Annotated in this window: 15 protein-coding genes; 13 read left to right on the top strand and 2 right to left on the bottom strand. The window is 71.2% G+C overall.

Annotated elements, in window-relative coordinates:
• The first annotated feature begins 29 nt into the window (after window positions 1-29).
• Window positions 30-1,931 carry an alkyl/aryl-sulfatase gene (locus EES42_RS34275; protein WP_124722089.1) on the top strand — a complete coding sequence of 634 codons (1,902 nt, stop codon included), beginning with the start codon at window positions 30-32 and terminating at the stop codon, window positions 1,929-1,931.
• Between the two features lie 171 nt (window positions 1,932-2,102).
• On the top strand, window positions 2,103-3,800 hold the full coding sequence (locus EES42_RS34270) for a PHP domain-containing protein (RefSeq protein ID WP_124722088.1): 1,698 nt from the start codon (window positions 2,103-2,105) through the stop codon (window positions 3,798-3,800).
• A 46-nt stretch (window positions 3,801-3,846) separates the two neighbouring features.
• On the opposite strand, the gene pgm is transcribed toward EES42_RS34270, so the two are convergent.
• A complete protein-coding gene (gene pgm / locus EES42_RS34265) occupies window positions 3,847-5,487 on the bottom strand; it encodes a phosphoglucomutase (alpha-D-glucose-1,6-bisphosphate-dependent) (RefSeq protein ID WP_124722087.1) in 1,641 nt (546 codons plus the stop codon).
• 200 nt (window positions 5,488-5,687) lie between these two features.
• Between pgm and EES42_RS34260 the strand changes: the two genes are divergently transcribed.
• The 3 genes from EES42_RS34260 to EES42_RS34250 all read left to right on the top strand — a co-directional run bounded on the left by EES42_RS34260 (window position 5,688) and on the right by EES42_RS34250 (window position 8,309).
• The gene (locus EES42_RS34260; protein WP_124722086.1) at window positions 5,688-6,173 is read left to right on the top strand and encodes a GNAT family N-acetyltransferase; all 486 of its coding nucleotides are present in this window, start codon (window positions 5,688-5,690) and stop codon (window positions 6,171-6,173) included.
• A gap of 108 nt (window positions 6,174-6,281) precedes the next feature.
• Entirely contained in the window at window positions 6,282-7,904 is a 1,623-nt protein-coding gene (locus EES42_RS34255; protein ID WP_164495422.1) for a glycoside hydrolase family 13 protein, read from the top strand.
• A gap of 87 nt (window positions 7,905-7,991) precedes the next feature.
• The gene (locus EES42_RS34250) at window positions 7,992-8,309 is read left to right on the top strand and encodes a cupin domain-containing protein (protein WP_124722085.1); all 318 of its coding nucleotides are present in this window, start codon (window positions 7,992-7,994) and stop codon (window positions 8,307-8,309) included.
• Here EES42_RS34250 and EES42_RS34245 read toward each other — a convergent pair.
• Window positions 8,299-9,582 carry an MFS transporter gene (locus tag EES42_RS34245; RefSeq protein ID WP_241196766.1) on the bottom strand — a complete coding sequence of 428 codons (1,284 nt, stop codon included), beginning with the start codon at window positions 9,580-9,582 and terminating at the stop codon, window positions 8,299-8,301. The two genes, EES42_RS34250 and EES42_RS34245, sit on opposite strands and share 11 nt — an antisense overlap.
• Window positions 9,583-9,661: 79 nt before the next feature.
• Here EES42_RS34245 and EES42_RS34240 point away from each other — a divergent pair, with 79 nt between their 5' ends.
• The 8 genes from EES42_RS34240 (at window position 9,662) to EES42_RS34200 (ending at window position 18,160) form a co-directional block, all read left to right on the top strand.
• Entirely contained in the window at window positions 9,662-10,567 is a 906-nt protein-coding gene (locus EES42_RS34240; protein WP_124722084.1) for a LysR family transcriptional regulator, read from the top strand.
• A gap of 99 nt (window positions 10,568-10,666) precedes the next feature.
• On the top strand, window positions 10,667-11,701 hold the full coding sequence (locus tag EES42_RS34235) for an alpha/beta hydrolase (protein ID WP_124722083.1): 1,035 nt from the start codon (window positions 10,667-10,669) through the stop codon (window positions 11,699-11,701).
• A 160-nt stretch (window positions 11,702-11,861) separates the two neighbouring features.
• Complete coding sequence (locus EES42_RS34230; protein ID WP_124722082.1) at window positions 11,862-12,743, top strand: ABC transporter substrate-binding protein; 882 nt, start codon at window positions 11,862-11,864, stop codon at window positions 12,741-12,743.
• A gap of 175 nt (window positions 12,744-12,918) precedes the next feature.
• Entirely contained in the window at window positions 12,919-13,173 is a 255-nt protein-coding gene (locus EES42_RS34220) for a type B 50S ribosomal protein L31 (protein ID WP_093540855.1), read from the top strand.
• Between the two features lie 211 nt (window positions 13,174-13,384).
• Window positions 13,385-14,374, top strand: a complete 990-nt coding sequence (locus EES42_RS34215; protein WP_164495440.1) for a LacI family DNA-binding transcriptional regulator — start codon at window positions 13,385-13,387, stop codon at window positions 14,372-14,374.
• A gap of 67 nt (window positions 14,375-14,441) precedes the next feature.
• A complete protein-coding gene (locus tag EES42_RS34210; RefSeq protein WP_124722080.1) occupies window positions 14,442-16,124 on the top strand; it encodes an ABC transporter substrate-binding protein in 1,683 nt (560 codons plus the stop codon).
• An 87-nt stretch (window positions 16,125-16,211) separates the two neighbouring features.
• Window positions 16,212-17,189 carry an ABC transporter permease gene (locus tag EES42_RS34205; protein ID WP_124722079.1) on the top strand — a complete coding sequence of 326 codons (978 nt, stop codon included), beginning with the start codon at window positions 16,212-16,214 and terminating at the stop codon, window positions 17,187-17,189.
• A gap of 23 nt (window positions 17,190-17,212) precedes the next feature.
• Entirely contained in the window at window positions 17,213-18,160 is a 948-nt protein-coding gene (locus EES42_RS34200) for an ABC transporter permease (protein ID WP_124722078.1), read from the top strand.
• Window positions 18,161-18,163 lie beyond the last annotated feature (3 nt).

Here is an 18,163-nt window from a genome sequence, read left to right as displayed (position 1 = left end):
AGGGGCCGCGCGAGAGGGAGACCGAAAAGATGACCCGGAAGACGGACTGCAAGCCCGCGCAACGCCGGATAGCGGAGGGCAACGCCGCGATCCTGCGGCGATTCCCCTTCGACGACACCCGCGACCTCGACGACGCCCGCCGGGGATTCATCGGGACCGCCGACGAGCCGGTGATCCGTGACGCCGCGGGACGCACGGTCTGGGACCTCGAAGCCTACGGATTCCTCGCCGGGGACTGCCCCGACGAGGCCAACCCCAGCCTGTGGCGCCAGAGCCGTCTCTCGGCCGACCACGGCCTGTTCGAAGTGGTCGAGGGCATCTACCAGATCCGCGGCTTCGACCTGTCCAACATGACGGTGGTGGAGGGGGAGCGGGGCGTCCTGGTGATCGACCCCCTCATCTCGGCGGAGACCGCTGCCGCCGCCCTCGCCCTGTACCGCGAACACCGGGGTGACCGCCCGGTGACCGGCGTCCTGTACACCCACAGCCACGTCGACCACTTCGGCGGCGTACGGGGCGTGGTGACCGACGCCGACATCGGGGGCGGTGTTCCGGTGATCGCCCCCAGGGGGTTCCTGGAGCACGCCGTCAGCGAGAACGTCTACGCCGGCACGGCGATGGCCCGCCGCGCCGCCTACATGTACGGTGCCGCGCTGCCGACGGGCGAGCGGGGCCAGATCGGAGCGGGACTCGGACAGACGACCTCCACGGGCTCCGTCGGACTGATCCCGCCCACGCTGGACATCACCCGCACCGGGCAGACGGAGTCGGTGGACGGCATCCGGATGGTCTTCCAGATGACACCCGGAACCGAGGCCCCCGCCGAGCTGAACATCCACTTCCCCGACCGCTCGGCGCTCTGCATGGCGGAGAACGCCACCCACAACCTGCACAACCTCCTGACGCTGCGCGGCGCCGAGGTGCGCGACCCGAGGGAGTGGGCCCGGTACCTGACGGAGGCCGTCGGCCTCTTCGGCGACAGCACCGACGTCGCCTTCGCCTCGCACCACTGGCCCGTATGGGGCCGCGAGCGCGCCGTCGAGTTCCTCACCGAACAGCGCGACGTCTACGCCTATCTGCACGACCAGACCCTGCGCATGCTCAACCGGGGACACACCCCGCTGGAGATCGCGGAGATGATGGAGATGCCGCCCGCCCTGGAACGGGCCTGGCACACCCACGGCTACTACGGATCGGTCAGCCACAACACGAAGGCCGTCTACCAGCGGTACATGGGATGGTTCGACGGGAACCCCGCGCATCTGTGGGAGCACCCGCCGGTCCAGAGCGCCACGAGGTACGTCGAGTTCATGGGCGGCGCCGACGAGGTGCTGCGCCGGGCGCGTGAGTCCTTCGCCGCCGGAGACTTCCGCTGGGTGGTCCAGGTCGTCAACCACGTGGTGTTCGCCGACCCGGACAACGCCGAGGCCCGCGACCTCCAGGCCGACGCCCTGGAACAACTCGGCTACGGCAGCGAGAACGGCACCTGGCGCAATTTCTATCTCACCGGGGCGCTGGAACTTCGCCACGGCCCGGTCGGCACCCCGACCACCACCGCGGCCCCCGATTTCATGCGCGCCCTGACGCTCGACCAGCTCTTCGACGCCCTCGCCATCCGTGTCGACGGACCCCGCAGCTGGGACGCGGACATCTGCGTCCGCTGGAGCGTGAAGGACCGGGAACCCGTCACCATGCGGCTGCGCAACGGCGTGCTCACCCATGTGACGGGCATCGGGCCCGCGGCCGGCGAGCCGGACGTCGAGGTGACGCTCGACGAGGACGCCCTGCGCGCCGTGCTCCTGGGCGAGGCGTCCGTCCCCGGTCTGGTGGAGCAGGGGAGGGCGAAGGCCGACGGTGATCTCGCGAAGGTGGACGAACTGCTCGGCCACCTCGGCGAGCCCGACCCCGGCTTCGCCATCGTCACCCCGTGAACACCGTCGCTCCGTAGACCTCGCGCGGTCGCCACCGGTGTGCCACGGCGGCGACCCCCGCACTTCGCCCCGGGTTCACCGGATGGTTCCGGAACCAGGAAATCCTTCTGTCGGCGGCCCCGCGGTCCGGCCCCGGACCGTCGCCGCCCGCACGAAGGAGAACGACGCGTCATGTCCCACCCCGTGCCCGAATGGGCCGACCCCCAGGTTCCCGCGGAGTCGCTCGACCCCCAGGGCCTCAGCCGCCGGGGGCTGATGCGCCGCGCCGGTCTGTTCGGCGCGGCCTTCGCCGCCGCCTCGCTGCCACTGCCCGCGCTGGCCGACAGCCGGGGAGGACGGTCCCACGGGCACGGGCACGGGAACGGGCACGGGAACGGGCACGGCCACGCCCCTGATCTCGTCTATCTGGTCGGCGACCACCACAACCACTCGGTCTACAGCCACGACGCCAAGTACACGTTCTCCCAACTCGCCTCGGCAGGGCAGAAGTTCGGCCTCGACTGGATGGTCTTCACCGAGCACAGCAACATCGGCCACGCCGAGTTCGGTGCCGCGCAGGAGCACCGGGAGATCCTCAAGGCCCGCGCCGACAACAAGCGCATGCTGATCTTCCAGGGGCTGGAGTGGTACATCCCCGGCGCCGAGCACTGCACCGTCTTCTCGCCGCCCGGACGGCACGAGGTCGACCTCCTCACCCGCTTCGAGGAGGCCTTCGACGGCAAGCTGCTCGGCTACACGGCCGGCGGCCCGACGCACCCCGACACCCCGCGCAACGAGGCGCACGCGGTCAAGGCCCTCAAGTGGCTGGCCGAACAGCGCCGCACCCGGTACGTCGACGACGTACTCGTCCTCGCCAACCACCCCATGCGCCTGGGCATCGACTCCCCGCACGAGATGCGCGGCTGGCGCGACGCCGCACCCGGGATCATGATCGGCATGGAGGGCGCCCCCGGCGCCCAGGCCGGTGCGATCCCGGGCTGGCACCCGGACACCAACGTCCGCGGCGAGTACACGAATTCACCCTCCGCCGACTCCTGGCCCGGCTACCCGCGCGAGGCATACGTCACCTACGGCGGCTTCGACTGGGCGACCGCGACCGTCGGCGGCCTGTGGGACGCGATGCTCGCTGAGGGCAAGCTCTTCACGATCACCTCCAACTCCGACGTCCACCGTGTCGCCCAGGACACCTGGGTCAACGGCGAGTGGCCGCCCGGCCGGGACTTCGACAACACCGGCCACCTCCCCGACCCGTACAACACCACCGAACCGCAGCCCGGCGGCGACTTCTGGCCCGGCCAGTTCAGCCGTACCCACGTCGGCGTCACCCGGTACGGCTACCGCAACGTGATGGAGGGGCTGCGGGCCGGCCGGGTCTGGGTCGACCACGGCCACCTCATCGACGGCATCGACGTCAAGGTGCGCGGCGAGCACGGCAACAGCGCCACGCTCGGCGGCCGGCTGCGCGCCAGGCGCGGTGAGCGGCTCACCCTCACGGTCACGGTGACCGCCGCCTCCCGCCGCAACCCGTACGGTGTGCTGCCGCGCCTGGAGCACGTCGACGTCATCCGCGGCGCGGTCCGCGGCCCGGCCGCCGACCGCGACGACTGGCACGCCCCCGACACCCGGCTCGCCCACACCGCCGACGTCTCGGGCCGCCGGGGCACGTACACCCTGCGCATCCCGGTCGGGCGCGCGGACGAGCCGTTCTACCTGCGGCTGCGCGGCAGCGACGGCAAGCGCCACGGAGCGGGCTTCCTCGGCTCCGCGATCGACCCGCACGGACCGCTGCCGCACGAGCCGGGACAGGGCAACCCGTGGCTCGACACCTGGTTCTACACCAACCCGGTCTTCGTCGACGTGGTGCGCTGAACCCGCGCGGACGGCCGGGGCGGCCCGTAAGCCGCCCCGGCCCGGCTCAGGACCCCAGCGCCGCCGACACCACTGCCCTGGCCTCCTCCTGCACCCGGCCGAGATGTCCGGCGCCCAGGAACGACTCCGCGTAGATCTTGTACACGTCCTCGGTGCCCGAGGGGCGCGCCGCGAACCAGGCGTTCTCGGTGGTCACCTTGATGCCCCCGATCGGCGCGCCGTTGCCGGGCGCCCGGGTCAGCACGGCCGTGACCGGCTCACCGGCCAGCGTGTCGGCCGTGACCTGCTCGGGGGAGAGACGCGCGAGGACCGCCTTCTGCGCGCGGTCGGCGGGAGCGTCGATCCGGGCGTACGCCGGCTCGCCGAACCGGGTGGTGAGCGCGGCGTAGCGCTCGGACGGCGACTCACCGGTCACCGCGAGGATCTCCGAGGCGAGCAGCGCCAGAATGATGCCGTCCTTGTCGGTCGTCCACACCGAACCGTCGCGGCGCAGGAACGAGGCCCCGGCGGACTCCTCGCCGCCGAACCCGAGCGATCCGTCGACCAGGCCGTCCACGAACCACTTGAAGCCGACCGGCACCTCGACCAGCTCACGGCCGAGACCGGTGGCGACCCGGTCGATCATTCCCGAGGACACCAGCGTCTTGCCGACCCCCGCGGCCGCGGGCCACCGCTCCCGGTGGGCGTACAGGTAGTCGATGGCGACGGCGAGGTAGTGGTTCGGGTTCATCAGCCCGGCGTCCGGTGTCACGATGCCGTGCCGGTCGGCGTCGGCGTCGTTCCCGGTCGCGATCTGGTAGCGGTCGCGCTGCCCGATCAGCGAGGCCATCGCGTACGGCGACGAGCAGTCCATCCGGATCTTTCCGTCCCAGTCCAGCGTCATGAACCGCCAGGTGGGATCGGTCAGCGGATTGACGACCGTCAGATCGAGCCGGTGCTGCTCGGCGATCCGCCCCCAGTACGCCACCGACGCGCCGCCCAGCGGGTCGGCGCCGATGCGTACTCCGGCCGCCCGGACCGCGTCCAGGTCGAGCACGGACGGCAGGTCGGCCACGTAGTTGCCGAGGAAGTCGTACGTCCCGGTGGTCGACGCCGCCCGTGCGCGGGCGTACGGCAGCCGGCGCACGTCCTTCATCCCGGCGGCGATGATCTCGTTGGCCCGCTCCTGGATCCAGCCCGTGGTGTCGGAGCCGGCCGGGCCGCCGTTCGGCGGGTTGTACTTGAACCCGCCGTCACCGGGCGGGTTGTGGGACGGGGTGACCACCACACCGTCGGCGAGCCGTGCCGTCCGGCCCCGGTTGTGGCCGAGGATCGCGTGCGAGACGGCCGGGGTCGGGGTGTAGCCGTCGGCCGGATCGATGAGCACGGTCACGTCGTTGGCGGCGAACACCTCGATGGCGGTGATCCGGGCCGGCTCCGACAGCGCGTGGGTGTCGGCGCCGAGGAAGAGCGGCCCGTCGGTGCCCTGCATGGCCCGGTACTCGCTGATGGCCTGGCTGGTGGCGGCGATGTGGTCCTCGTTGAACGCGGTGGCCGTGGACGACCCGCGGTGACCGGAGGTGCCGAACGCCACCCGCTGGTCCGGCTCGGCCGGGTCCGGGTGCAGCGCGTAGTACGACGTCACCAGCCGGGCCACATCGATGAGATCCTCCGGCCGGGCCGGCTGTCCAGCTCGTTCGTGCGGCATCTGCCCACTCCTCCGTGTCGGTCGGTCGTTCGGTGTTCCCCCGTCACATTTTCGCGGGTGGCCCGCACCGGTCCGTGACTGCCCCGCCGAATTCCGCTGGCGGCCGGGCTGGGCCCCGGCATAGGTTCGTCCGCGACCACGAGCGGTTCACCGCGGATCGCGTACGACGGCGGGTTTCCTGCCGGACCAGGAGAGACGAGATGTCACGAGACGATTCCGGGCCGGACGGCCGGGTACTGCTGCGCGAGGCCACCGCGGCGGACGCCGGGCCGCTGACCCGGCTCTTCCTCGACTCGCGTGCCGCGTCGATGCCGTATCTGCCGAAGGTCCACAGCGACGAGGACACACTCGCCTGGATGACCCATGTGGTGCTGCCCGGCACGACGGTGCGGATCGCCGAGACCGGCACCGGGGAACTGCTGGGCTTCGCCTCCCTCGACGGAACCGAGCTGGAACACCTGTACCTGCGCCCCGACGTTCGGCGCCGGGGCATCGGCTCGCTGCTCCTGGCCGAGGCGCGCCGGCTCGCGGCCGGTGAGCTCACGCTGTACGTCTTCCAGCGAAATACGGACGCCAGGGCCTTCTACGAGCGGCACGGGTTCACCGCCGTCGAGTTCGACGACGGCAGCCGCAACGAGGAGCGGGTACCGGACGTCCGGTACCGGTGGACGGCCGATCGCGCGTGATCCACGCGAGACGTTGATCTCCACCGTGTGCGGTGGTTGAGTGTGGCACGCGCCGGCGGAGTTCCGGCCGAGGACTTCGTGCCAACTCCCCGCGAAAGGAAGGCCAACGTGGCAGCCGGCCCCGCGCCCCAGGTCACCGTGGAATGGTGGCGGGACGCCGCCATCTACCAGATCTACGTACGCAGCTTCGCCGACGGTGACGGTGACGGAACCGGCGATCTCGCGGGAGTACGCGCCAAGCTGCCCCACCTCGTCGAACTGGGCGTGGACGCGATCTGGTTCACCCCCTGGTATCTGTCGCCGCTCGCCGACGGCGGATACGACGTGGCCGACTACCGCGCCATCGATCCCGCGTTCGGCAGCCTCACCGAGGCCGAGGGACTGATCGCGGACGCCCGTGAACTGGGCATCCGAACGATTGTCGACATCGTCCCCAACCATGTCTCCGACCAGCACGCGTGGTTCCGCGCGGCCCTCGCCGCCGGGCCGGGCAGCCCCGAGCGGGAACTGTTCCACTTCCGGACCGGGCGCGGCCCGGACGGCGAACTGCCGCCCAACGACTGGGTCTCCGAATTCGGCGGCGTCCCATGGACCAGGCTCGCGGACGGCGAGTGGTACCTGCACCTGTTCGCCGCGCAGCAGCCCGACCTCAACTGGGCACACCCGACGGTCCGCCAGGAACACGAGGACGTGCTCCGCTTCTGGTTCGAGCGGGGTGTGTCGGGCGTACGGATCGACTCGGCGGCCCTGCTCGCCAAGGACCCCGCGCTGCCCGACTTCGTCGAGGGCCGCGACCCGCACCCGTTCTCCGACCGCGACGAACTCCATGACATCTACCGCTCCTGGCGGGCCATCGCCGACGAGTACGGGGCGGTCTTCGTCGGTGAGGTCTGGCTCCCGGACAGCGAGCGCTTCGCCCGTTATCTGCGCCCGGACGAACTGCACACCGCCTTCAACCTCAACTTCCTGGCCTGCCCCTGGGACGCCGGGCGGCTGCGCTCCACGATCGACGACACGCTCGCCGAACACGCCGCGGTCGGTGCCCCCGCCACCTGGGTCCTGTGCAACCACGACGTGACCCGGACCGCCACCAGGTACGGCCGTGAGGACACCGGATTCGCCTTCCACACCAAGACCTTCGGCACGCCGACGGACCTGGCACTGGGCGGCCGGCGGGCCCGGGCCGCGGCACTGCTGTCGCTCGCCCTGCCCGGCGTGGTCTACCTCTACCAGGGCGAGGAACTGGGACTCCCGGAGGCCGACATCCCGCGCGACCGGATCCAGGACCCGATGCACCTGCGCTCGGGCGGCACCGACCCGGGACGGGACGGATGCCGGGTACCGCTGCCGTGGTCCGCGCGGGCACCGTACGCCGGATTCGGCTGCACCACGGAGCCATGGCTTCCGCAGCCGCCCGACTGGAGTTCGTACGCCGCCGACCGGCAGCGCACCGACCCCGGGTCGATGCTCAGCCTCTACCGCGAGGCGCTGCGGCTGCGCCGGACCGAGCCCGGCTTCCGCACGGCGGGGGCCGGGGGCCGGCAGCTGACCTGGCTGCCCTCCGCACCCGGTGTGCTCGCGTTTGCCCGGACCGGCGGACCGGTCTGTGTGGTCAATCTGGGGGAGGGGCCCGTGGAGCTGCCCGAACACACGGACGTCCTTCTCCTCAGCGGACCGCTGGACGGGCAGGGACGGCTCCCGAGGGACACCGCGGCCTGGTTGCGGCCGTAGGGCCGCCCGGCCGGTCGGGCGGATGATCCGCCCGGCCGGGCCGCCGCCAGGATCGCGGGGTGACGGGCACTGCGGCACAGTGGGCACATGGACGATCTGAATGCCCTCGCCGACGAGCATCTGGCCGCGGCCCGGGCCTCCGCGCACGGCCGCAGCGCCCACCGCCTGCTGCACGAGGAACCCCTGAGGCAGACCGTCATCGCCCTCACCTCGGGCTCCGCCCTCGACGAGCACAACGCCCCCGCCGCGGCCTCCCTCCAGGTGCTGCGCGGCAGGGTCCGGCTCACGGCGGCCTCGGGCGATGTGGAGCTGGGGGCCGGAGGGCTCCACCCGATCCCGCAGGAGCGGCACGGGCTGCTGGCGCTGGAGGACGCCGTGGTGCTGCTGACCGCCGTCAACGACTGACGGCGCCGGACCCGGACCCGGCCCCGTTGCCGGGGCTCGCGGCGGAGGCCGTCCGGGCGCGCTCCAGGACCCACAGCACGAGACCGCCGGCGGCGAGGACGCCGCCCAGGAGGCAGATGCCGCTCCAGCCGGCCCGGGACCAGACCACCGAGGCGAGCGCCGCGCCGGCCGCCCCGCCCATGAAGAAGAGGGTCATGAAGGCGGAATTGATGCGGTTGCGGGCCTCCGGGCGCAGCGCGTAGATCACGTTCTGGCTGCTGTTGAGCCCCGCCTGCTGCGCGATGTTCAGCAGGATCACGCCGACCGTCAGCCATAGCAGCGACCGTTCACCGGCCAGCAGCGGCAGCCAGGCGAGCGTGAGGAGCGCGGCCGCCGTTCCCGACACGGCCTGCACCCGGCCGCGGTCACTGAGCCGGGCCCCGATGTTCATGCCCACCACGCCGATGACGCCCACCAGACCGAAGAGCCCGATGGCGGCCGCGTTCCACCCGAAGGGCGGCCGGGCCAGCAGGAACGTCAGCGCGGTCAGCTGCACGCTGTACGAGGCCATGGAGAATGCGCCGATGGCCGCCCGCCGGCGCAGCAGGGGCTCCTGTCGCAGCAGGGCCAGCGTGGAGCGCAGCAGACCGGTGTACGACATGGCGGCGCCGTCGCCCGGCCGGGGCAGGCGGGGGAGGCGCTTGTGCAGGAGTACCGCCATGACGGCCATGAGCAGCGCGTTGACCCAGTACACGGTCCGCCAGCCGCCGAACTCGGAGAGCGCACCGGCGGCCAGCCGTCCGAACAGCCCGCCCAGCAGCACGCCGGACATGACGACGCCGACGATCCTGCCGCGTTCGGCCGGAGCCGCGAGGGCCGCCGCGAACGGCACCACGACCTGGGCCCCGACGGAGGTCAGCGCGGTCAGCAGCGTGCCGGCGATCAGCAGCGGTCCGGTGGGGGCGGCGGCCGTCGCCAGGAGGAAGAAGGCGGTCAGGGCGAACAGGCCCACGGCGAGCCGCCGCCGGTCCACGACGTCCCCGAGCGGGACGAGCAGGATCAGCCCCAGCGCGTACCCGGCCTGGGCGGCGGTCACGATCAGACCCGCCGCGGTGACACCTATGTGCAGATTCCCCTCGATGAGGTCGAGGAGCGGCTGTGCGAAGTAGTTCCCGGCGCAGGAGAGAGCGGCGGCGAGAGCCATCAGCAGAACCAGACCGCGGCCGAGCGCGGGCTGCGGGGACAGGGTGCGGGGCACGGCCCTGCTACGGGTTTCGTGAGTGGTGTGAGCCATGTGTCCCAGCCTCATGGACCGGCATCCATGAGTCCAACACATGTTTTTCATTCCATCGATCGTGGTTCACGATGGATGGATGGAACTTCAGCAGATGCGTTACGTCGTCGCGGTGGCGGAACTGGGCAGCTTCACCCGCGCCGCGAAGCGGTGCCTGGTCGTCCAGTCCGCGTTGAGCCACCAGATCGCCCGGCTGGAGAAGGAGCTGGGGGCCCGGCTCTTCGACCGCACCAGCCGCCGGGTACGGCTCACCGCGGCGGGCGAGGTGTTCCTGCCGGAGGCCCGGCAGGCGCTGGACGCGGCGGAGCGGGCCCGCGCCGAGGTCGCCGCGGCGGCGGGGGAGGTCCGCGGCCGTCTCGCGGTCGGCTCCATCCCGACCATCTCCGCGGTCGACATCCCGGCCGCGCTGCGGGCCTTCCACCTCCGCCACCCGAAGGTGCACATCGTGCTGCGGGACGGAGCGAGCAAGGACCTGGCCCAGGAAGTACGGGACGGGACGCTCGACGTGGCGTTCCTGGGGGTGCTGCCCAGCTACCGGCCCAAGGGCGTGAGCGATCACGAGCTCGCCACGGGTGAACTGGTCGCCGTCGTGGCACCCACCCACGCCCTGGCCGGGCAGACGGAGGTGGGCCTCGACCGGCTGGCACAGGAGATGTTCGTCGACCACCCGGACGGCACCGCCGCCCGGGCGCAGTCGGAGGAGGCGTTCGCGGCGATGGGGCTCACCCGCGAGGTGGCCTTCGAGGTCAGCGGCACCGACTTCATCGTCCGGCTGGTACGCAGCGGGCTCGGCATCGCCATGCTGCCAGCCGCCTTCGCGGCGGAGCTGACCGGCGTACACGTGCTCTCCGTCCGCGATGCCCCCGCGCGCACCGAGCGCCTGGTCTGGAGCCGCTTCCGCCCCACCCCGGCCGCCGCGGCGTTCCTCACGGGGCTCGGGGTCGATCCCGGCGCGGTGACCGGCGCAGGCGCTCCGTCCCGGTGACCGGAGGGCGTGACCTCGACTCCCGGCCCGACGAGTATTTCCAATTCGTATATTTTGAAATCGTAGTAATGTTGGGCTTCCGCTCCCGAGGAGGTTCCGATGGCCCCATGGCCCACCGCGCTCGCAGGCCGCATCGACGAGCACGTCATCGACAGCGCGCTGTTGCGCGACAACCCGCTGGGCGACCCGGCGCAGCGGCCGCTGTGGGTCTACACCCCGCCCGGCTACGACACCGATCCCGGGCGCCGGTATCCCGTCACGTACCTCCTGCTCGGCTACGCCGGAACGCTCCCGGTCTGGCGCAACCGCACCCCCTACCGTCAGCCGGTGCCCGAGCTCGTGGACGGGATCTTCGCCCGCGGCGAGGCCCCGCCGATGGTGCTGGTGTTCGTGGACGCCTGGACCACGTACGGCGGCAGTCAGTACATCGACTCGCCGGGCACCGGCCGCTACCACTCGTACCTCTGCGAGGAGATCGTGCCGTGGGTCGACGCCCACTACCGCACGGCCGCCGACCGCGACCACCGCGCGCTGGCGGGGAAGTCGAGCGGCGGACTCGGCGCGATGATCACACCGATGCTCCGGCCCGACCTGTTCGGCGCGTTCGCGACCCACTCCGGCGACTCGCTGTCGGAGGCCCAGTACATCCCCCATTTCCTCATGGCGGCACGGCACTTGAGGGCCTACGACGGCGACATCTTCCGCTGGTGGGACGACTTCCGCTCACGCGTGGCCTTCACCAGGGACGAGGACCTGCGGCTGCTCGAACTGCTCGGTGTCTCGTCCTGTTTCTCGCCCGCCGCGGACGGCACCCCGCAGTTGCCCTTCGACCCGCGAACGGGCGCGCTCCTGCCGGAGATCTGGCAGCGCTGGCTGGATTGGGACCCGGTACGGATGGCGCCGGCGCATGCCGGGGCGCTGCGGTCCCAGCGGGCGATCTGGATCGACGCGGGCACCCGCGACGAATGGTTCCTCGACCTGGGGGCGCAGGCCTTCCGCGACGCCCTGGCCGAGGCCGGGGTGGACGACGCGGTCATACGCTTCGAGCTGTTCGACGGAGGGCACCACGCCGTCGAATACCGGATGCCGCCGGCCCTGGCCTGGCTCTCCCGGCAGATGGCGGACCCGAGCTGAGAGCCGTCCGCCGATCGCGCCGGCCGTTCGTGCGCGGGCGTCTTCGCGCCATCCCCGGCGACCGGCCGACGGATGGGGTGTCACCGGAGTTTGCTGGGCAGGTACTGGTGTACGACCCCGGGAAGCGGGGTGCGGCGACCGGTGGTGAGGGGCGTGTGACGTGAGGGAGCAGACCGTGTGGCAGTTCTCCGACGATCGTGGACAGTTGTCGACGGCCGAGCGGCGCCCGGCGCGGGTGCTCGCCTATGTCCAGGCCGGAGCGACCCTGTGGGACCACGGAATACGCCCCGGCGCGATATTCGGCTCCGATCACGACGACCGGGCCGTGCCGGACGCGGCGAAGACCGGTTCGCTGCCCTTGGCCGAGGTCGGCTACCTCGGCGCGGGCAGCACCCTGGACGTGGACACCCTGCTGAGCGGTGAGCCGGACCTCGTCGTGGCGGTCAGCTACGGCGGAGGTCATGTCTACGGGCTCGCCGCTCAGACCGCCAAGCATCTGGAGGAGCACGTCCCGGTCGTCGTCATCGACGTGGGCCAGGCGCGCACCCTCGCCGAGATCGGCGACCGGTTCGCCCTGCTCGCCCGCTCGCTCGGGGCCGAGGAGCCGGAGGCGGCGACCCAGGACCTGGACGCCGCCCGGCGCCGGCTGAGCACGCTCGTCGCCGGTTCGGACCGGCCCCGGGTCGTTGCGCTCTCCCCGGCCGGCCAGGAACAGACCCACCTCGCCCGCCCCCGGATGTGGCCGGAGCTGCGGGTGCTGGCCGAGCTCGGCGTCGACCTCGTGGAGCCGGCCGAGGGCCCCGGCGCGAACTGGTCCACGGTCGGCTGGGCGGAAGCGGCGGCGCTGCGCCCGGCGGTGGTGCTCGCCGACATCCGGGCCAACGCCACACCACTGGACGAGTTGCGGACCAACGCCGACTGGGCGGCGATCGAGGGGGCCGCCCGGGTGGTGCCGTGGAACCCGGAGCCGGTGTGCAGCGCACGGGCCCATGCCACCTTCCTGGACCTGGTGGCCGACGCGGTGGAGGCGGCCGTCCGCTGAGCACCGGCGGGGACGCGCGCCCTGCGGCAGGGGTGCCGCAGCGCGGTGGGGATCCCGACCCGGTACGCCCGCGCGCCGACGCCCGTACGGACGTGTCCGATCGCGCGGGCCGTGCCGGTTCGCGAGGCTGGTCGGGACAACCTCGTGCCGACCGCGTACCTCCCCAGGAGCAGGCATGCAGCAGGACAAGCACCCTTCCTACCGTCCCGTCGTCTTCCGAGACCGTTCGGCGGGCTACGCCTTTCTGACCCGGTCCACCGCGTCGAGCGAGCAGACGATCGACTGGGACGACGGCAACAGCTACCCCGTCATCGACGTGGAGATCTCCGCCGAGAGCCACCCCTTCTTCACCGGGAAGGCGCGCGTCGTCGACTCGGAGGGGCAGGTCGCCAAGTTCGAGCGCCGGTACGGGGGCGAGGACGCCTCCTGACCCGCGTACGGACCCAAGTCCCCCGCCCCTGTCCGAGGGGGCGGGGGACTTGCTCCGTCACCCCTCTTGACACCGTTGGCCAACCCCTCGTAACTTGCCTGCAACATCGTACTAACGCGCGTTACTAAAGCGCGTAACCAGAGCACGGCCCGCTGCCCGCGGGACGCAGGGGGTAACCGAAGTGGCCACGAACAAGGCGCGACGCGTGACGATGAGTGATGTCGCCCGCCATGCCGGAGTCTCGCGCACCACCGTCTCCTTCGTCCTGAACGAGCGCGCCGACGCCGGCATCCCCGAAGAGACCCGGCTGCGAATCCGGGCCTCCATCGAGGAGCTCGGCTACCGGCCCAACGCCGGGGCGCGGGCGCTCGCCGCCAAGCGCAGCGAGTGGTACGGCCTGATCACCGAGATCGTCACCGCGCCGTTCGCCGTGGACGTGATCAAGGGGGCGCAGGACCGGGCCTGGGCCGACGGGAAGTTCCTGCTCATCACGGCGGGGGACCGGGACCGGGCCATGGAGGCCGCCGCCTTCGACAAGCTCCTGGAACAGCGTGCCGAAGGGCTGCTGTACGCCACCACCTGGCACCGTGCGGTGACCCTGCCGCCCGCCGCCCGCGAGGTGCCGGTCGTCCTGGTGAACTGCTTCGACGCGGACGGCGCCCTGCCGTCCGTGGTGCCCGACGAAGTGGCGGGCGGCCACACCGCGACCCGACGGCTGCTCGACGCGGGACACCGGCGCATCGGATTCATCAACCTCGACACCGGCATCCCGGCCGCCGTCGGACGGCGCCAGGGGTACGAACAGGCGCTGCGCGAGGCCGGACTGGACATCGACGACAGCCTCGTCGTACCGGGACATGCCACCGCCGACGGCGGCTACGCCGCGGCCTGCGAACTCCTCGACCGCGAGGGCGACCGCCCCACGGCACTGTTCTGCGGCAACGACCGCATGGCGATGGGTGCTTACGACGCCATCAAGGAACGCGGACTGCGGATCCCGGACGACATCGCCGTCATCGGATTCGACAACCAGGAACTCATCGCCGCCTACCTGCGGCCCGGCCTCACCACGGTGGCCCTGCCCTTCGAGTTCATGGGAGCCAAGGGCGTCGACATGCTCGGCGCTCTCACAGCGGGACAGCCGCTCGACACCACACAGATGAAGGTCGACTGCCCGCTGATCGAACGCTCGTCGGTCTGACTGCGAATCAGCCCGACGGGAATCCTCACCCGTCTTCGGCCATTGAAGAGAGAGAAGAAACCACATTATGGCACCGTCGATACGTGCCCGGCGCCTCCGACCGGCAGCGCTCGCCGCCCCGGTCGCCGCCGCGGCCCTGCTGCTCACGGGCTGCAGCGGCACCGGTACGAACACCGCGGGGGACACCTCCGGTCATCAGCTCCTGACCGTCCCCCGCGAGGACTTCGCCACCTTCACCCGGAACTTCAACCCGTTCGCCCCCGGCCAGGTGGTCGCCCCGATGACCACTCAGGCGATCTACGAGGCGATGCTCGTCTACAACCCGGCGAACGGGAAGGCCACCCCCTGGCTGGCCACCTCCTGGGAGACCTCGAAGGACGGCAGGACCGTCACGTTCACCCTGCGCCACGGCGTCAAATGGTCCGACGGGAAGCCACTGACCGCCGCGGACGTCGCGTACACCTTCGGGCTCCAGAAGAAGCTGCTCGGCGGCTACGAGTACCTGCGCGCCGTGAAGGCCGAAGGCACCGACAAGGTCGTCTTCTCCCTCACCAAGCCCTACTCGCCCGGCCTGTTCGAGCTGGGCAAGCAGATCATCGTGCCCGAGCACGTCTGGGCGAAGGTGAAGGACCCGGCCAAGGACACCAACCCCGATCCGGTCGGCTCCGGCCCGTACACCCAAGTCGCCAACTTCCAGAGCCAGTCGTACGAGCTGCGGAAGAACCCCGAGTACTGGCAGCCGAAGAAGCAGCGCATCGACGGGATCCGGGTGCTGGGCTTCTCCGGCAACGACAGCGCCAACCTGGCCTTCGTCAACGGCGAGGCGGACTGGACGCAGTCGTTCATCCCCGAGGTGGACAAGAGCTTCGTCGCCAAGGACCCGGAGCACAACAAGTACTGGTACCCGAAGACCGGTTCGATGGTCGACTGGACCATGAACACCACCAGGGCGCCGTTCGACGACGTGAAGGTGCGCAAGGCGCTCAGCCTGGCCGTCGACCGCGAGAGCGTCACCGAGGTCGGCATGAACGGCTACACCCGGCCCGCCGACTGCACGGGCCTGTCCGGTGGCTACGACAAGTGGCGCGACAAGACCCTCGCCGACTCGTGCACCTGGACGAAGCACGACGCCGCCGCGGCGGCGAAGGCGCTCGACGACGCCGGGTACAAGAAGGGCTCCGACGGCAAGCGGAAGCTCAAGAACGGCAAGCCGTTCACCTTCGACATCTCGGTCGGGTCGGCCTCCTCCGACTGGCTGTCCGTCGCCAACATCATCAAGCAGAACCTCGCCGGGATCGGCGTCACCGCGAACGTCAAGTCCCCGGACTGGGCCGCCGTCGTCAGCGACTACGAGACCGGCGACTACGACACCGGAATCGTCTGGAGCGACAACGGCGCCACACCGTTCCAGTTCTACCGGACCACCATGGGCACCGATTCGGTCAAGCCCGCCGGCACCAAGACGGTCAGCAACTACCACCGCTTCGGCGACAAGAGGGCCGACGCCCTGCTCGACCGCTTCGCCGCGGCCACCGACGAGGCCGGACAGCGCGACGCGATCGACGGACTGCAGAAGCTGTTCGCCGACGAAGCGCCCGTCGTGCCGCTCTTCCCCGGCCCGGAGTGGGGCGCCTACACCGACACCCGGTTCACCGGCTGGCCGACCGAGGACAACCCCTACGCCACGCTCACCAACCGCGGCGACACCACCGTCCTCGTCCTGACCGGCCTGAAGCCCGTCAAGAACTGACCGCACTGACACCCCGCCACTCCGGTGGCCCGCCCGCGCCGACCCCACGGACGGGCCGCCGGCCCTCATAGATTCGGAGAGGGACCAGTGCGTTACATCCTGCGCAACCTGGGCTTCTACCTGCTCGCCTTCTGGGCCTCCATCACCCTGAACTTCATGCTGCCCCGCTTCATGCCGGGCGACCCCGTCTCCCGGATGTTCGCCCGCTCGCAGAGCCAGATGCAGCCGGAGCAGATCGACCAGCTCCGCCGGCTGTTCGGCCTCGACAACCGCCCGATGTGGCAGCAGTACACCGACTACATCAAGGACATCTGCACCGGGAACATGGGGATCTCCATCTCCCGCTTCCCGACCCCCGTCTCCGAGGTCATCGCCTCCCAGATCGGCTGGACGCTGCTGCTCGGCGGCACCGCCCTCGTCGTGGCCGTCGTCATCGGCAACCTGCTGGGCATCATCGCCGCCTGGCGGCGCGGCGGCCTGCTCGACTCGGTGTTCCCGCCACTGCTCGTCTTCGCCGGCTCGTTCCCGTACTTCTGGCTGGCCATGGGCGCGCTCTACCTCTTCGGGATGACGCTCGGCTGGTTCCCCATGCGGCACGCCTTCGACGTGGGCCTCAGCCCCGAACTGTCCTGGGGCTTCGTCTCCAACGCGGCCTCGCACCTCTTCCTGCCCGCGCTGACCATCGTCCTGGTGTCGATCGGCGGCTGGATGCTCGGCATGCGCAACACCATGATCGCCACGGTCGCCGAGGACTACATCACGATGGCCGAGGCCAAGGGCCTCAGCCCGAGCCGGATCATGTTCCGGTACGCGGCACGCAACGCGATGCTCCCGTCCGTCACCAACTTCGGCATGGCGCTCGGATTCGTGGTCGGCGGCGCGCTGCTCACCGAGGTCGTCTTCGCCTACCCCGGCGTCGGCTTCCAGCTGCTCGCCGCCGTCCAGGGCCTCGACTACCCGCTGATGCAGGGGATCTTCCTCACCATCACCGCCGCCGTACTGGTCGCCAACTTCCTCGTCGACCTCGTCTACGTCCGACTCGACCCGCGTGTGCGCGTCCGCTGAGCGGCCGGACAAGGAGAAGACCCATGAGTGCCCTCGACTCCCGCGCGGAGCCCGTCGCACCGGCCGCGCCGCCGCCGGCCGCCGGAACCCCGAAGCCCCGTCGCGCCCGCGCCGGACTGCTGCGGTCCCTGCTCGCCAACCGCAAGGCCCTGTTCGGAGCCGTCGTCCTGGTGGTGTTCGTGCTGCTCGCCCTGCTGGCACCGCTGATCGCCCCTGGCGACCCCTCGAAGATCAACAGCCTGGGCGCCTCGGCCCCGTCCGGCTCCCACCTGCTCGGCACCACGGCGAAGGGGCAGGACGTCCTCGCCCTGACGCTGTGGGGCGCGCGCAGTTCACTGCTGGTCGGATTCTGCGTCGGGCTCGCCGCGACCGCCCTCGCCGTGCTCGTCGGCATGGCCTGCGCCTACTTCGGACGGATCGTCGACGACGTTCTCTCCCTCGTCACCAACATCTTCCTGCTGGTGCCCGGAGTGCCGCTGCTCGTCATCCTCGCCGCGTTCATGCCGCCCGGAACGGCGACCGTCGTCCTCGTCCTGGTGGTCACCGGCTGGGCCGGCTCCGCCCGGGTGCTGCGCGCCCAGGCCAAGTCGATCCGCGGCAAGGACTTCGTCGCCGCGTCCGTCGTCACCGGTGAACGCGCGATCCGGATCATGTTCCGGGAGATCCTGCCCAACATGGCATCGGTCGTCATGACGACCCTGCTGGGCTGCGTCATCTTCGGGATCGGCGCCCAGGCGGGCCTGGAATTCCTCGGCCTCGGCGACGCCTCCGTCGTCAGCTGGGGCACCAACCTCTACTGGGCCGGCAACGACGGCGCGCTGATGACCGGCGCCTGGTGGGTGTTCGTGCCCTCCGGCCTCTGCATCGCCCTCGTCGCCTTCGCCCTCGCGATGGTCAACTACGCCGTCGACGAGATTACCAACCCGCGACTGCGCGCCCGCCGCACCAAGAACCGCAACCGGAAGGGCTGAACG

Source organism: Streptomyces sp. ADI95-17, assembly GCF_003846175.1.
Classification (GTDB): domain Bacteria; phylum Actinomycetota; class Actinomycetes; order Streptomycetales; family Streptomycetaceae; genus Streptomyces; species Streptomyces sanglieri.
Note: the sequence above shows the minus strand (reverse complement) of the source record. Positions and strands in the feature narration are given on the sequence as shown.

Coding starts and splice junctions, on each gene's coding strand:
- EES42_RS34275 (WP_124722089.1), top strand. CDS start 30: ATGACCCGGAAGACGGACTGCAAGCCCGCGCAACGCCGGATAGCGGAG.
- EES42_RS34270 (WP_124722088.1), top strand. CDS start 2,103: ATGTCCCACCCCGTGCCCGAATGGGCCGACCCCCAGGTTCCCGCGGAG.
- pgm (WP_124722087.1), bottom strand. CDS start 5,487: ATGCCGCACGAACGAGCTGGACAGCCGGCCCGGCCGGAGGATCTCATC.
- EES42_RS34260 (WP_124722086.1), top strand. CDS start 5,688: ATGTCACGAGACGATTCCGGGCCGGACGGCCGGGTACTGCTGCGCGAG.
- EES42_RS34250 (WP_124722085.1), top strand. CDS start 7,992: ATGGACGATCTGAATGCCCTCGCCGACGAGCATCTGGCCGCGGCCCGG.
- EES42_RS34245 (WP_241196766.1), bottom strand. CDS start 9,582: ATGGCTCACACCACTCACGAAACCCGTAGCAGGGCCGTGCCCCGCACC.
- EES42_RS34240 (WP_124722084.1), top strand. CDS start 9,662: ATGGAACTTCAGCAGATGCGTTACGTCGTCGCGGTGGCGGAACTGGGC.
- EES42_RS34235 (WP_124722083.1), top strand. CDS start 10,667: ATGGCCCCATGGCCCACCGCGCTCGCAGGCCGCATCGACGAGCACGTC.
- EES42_RS34220 (WP_093540855.1), top strand. CDS start 12,919: ATGCAGCAGGACAAGCACCCTTCCTACCGTCCCGTCGTCTTCCGAGAC.
- EES42_RS34215 (WP_164495440.1), top strand. CDS start 13,385: ATGAGTGATGTCGCCCGCCATGCCGGAGTCTCGCGCACCACCGTCTCC.
- EES42_RS34210 (WP_124722080.1), top strand. CDS start 14,442: ATGGCACCGTCGATACGTGCCCGGCGCCTCCGACCGGCAGCGCTCGCC.
- EES42_RS34200 (WP_124722078.1), top strand. CDS start 17,213: ATGAGTGCCCTCGACTCCCGCGCGGAGCCCGTCGCACCGGCCGCGCCG.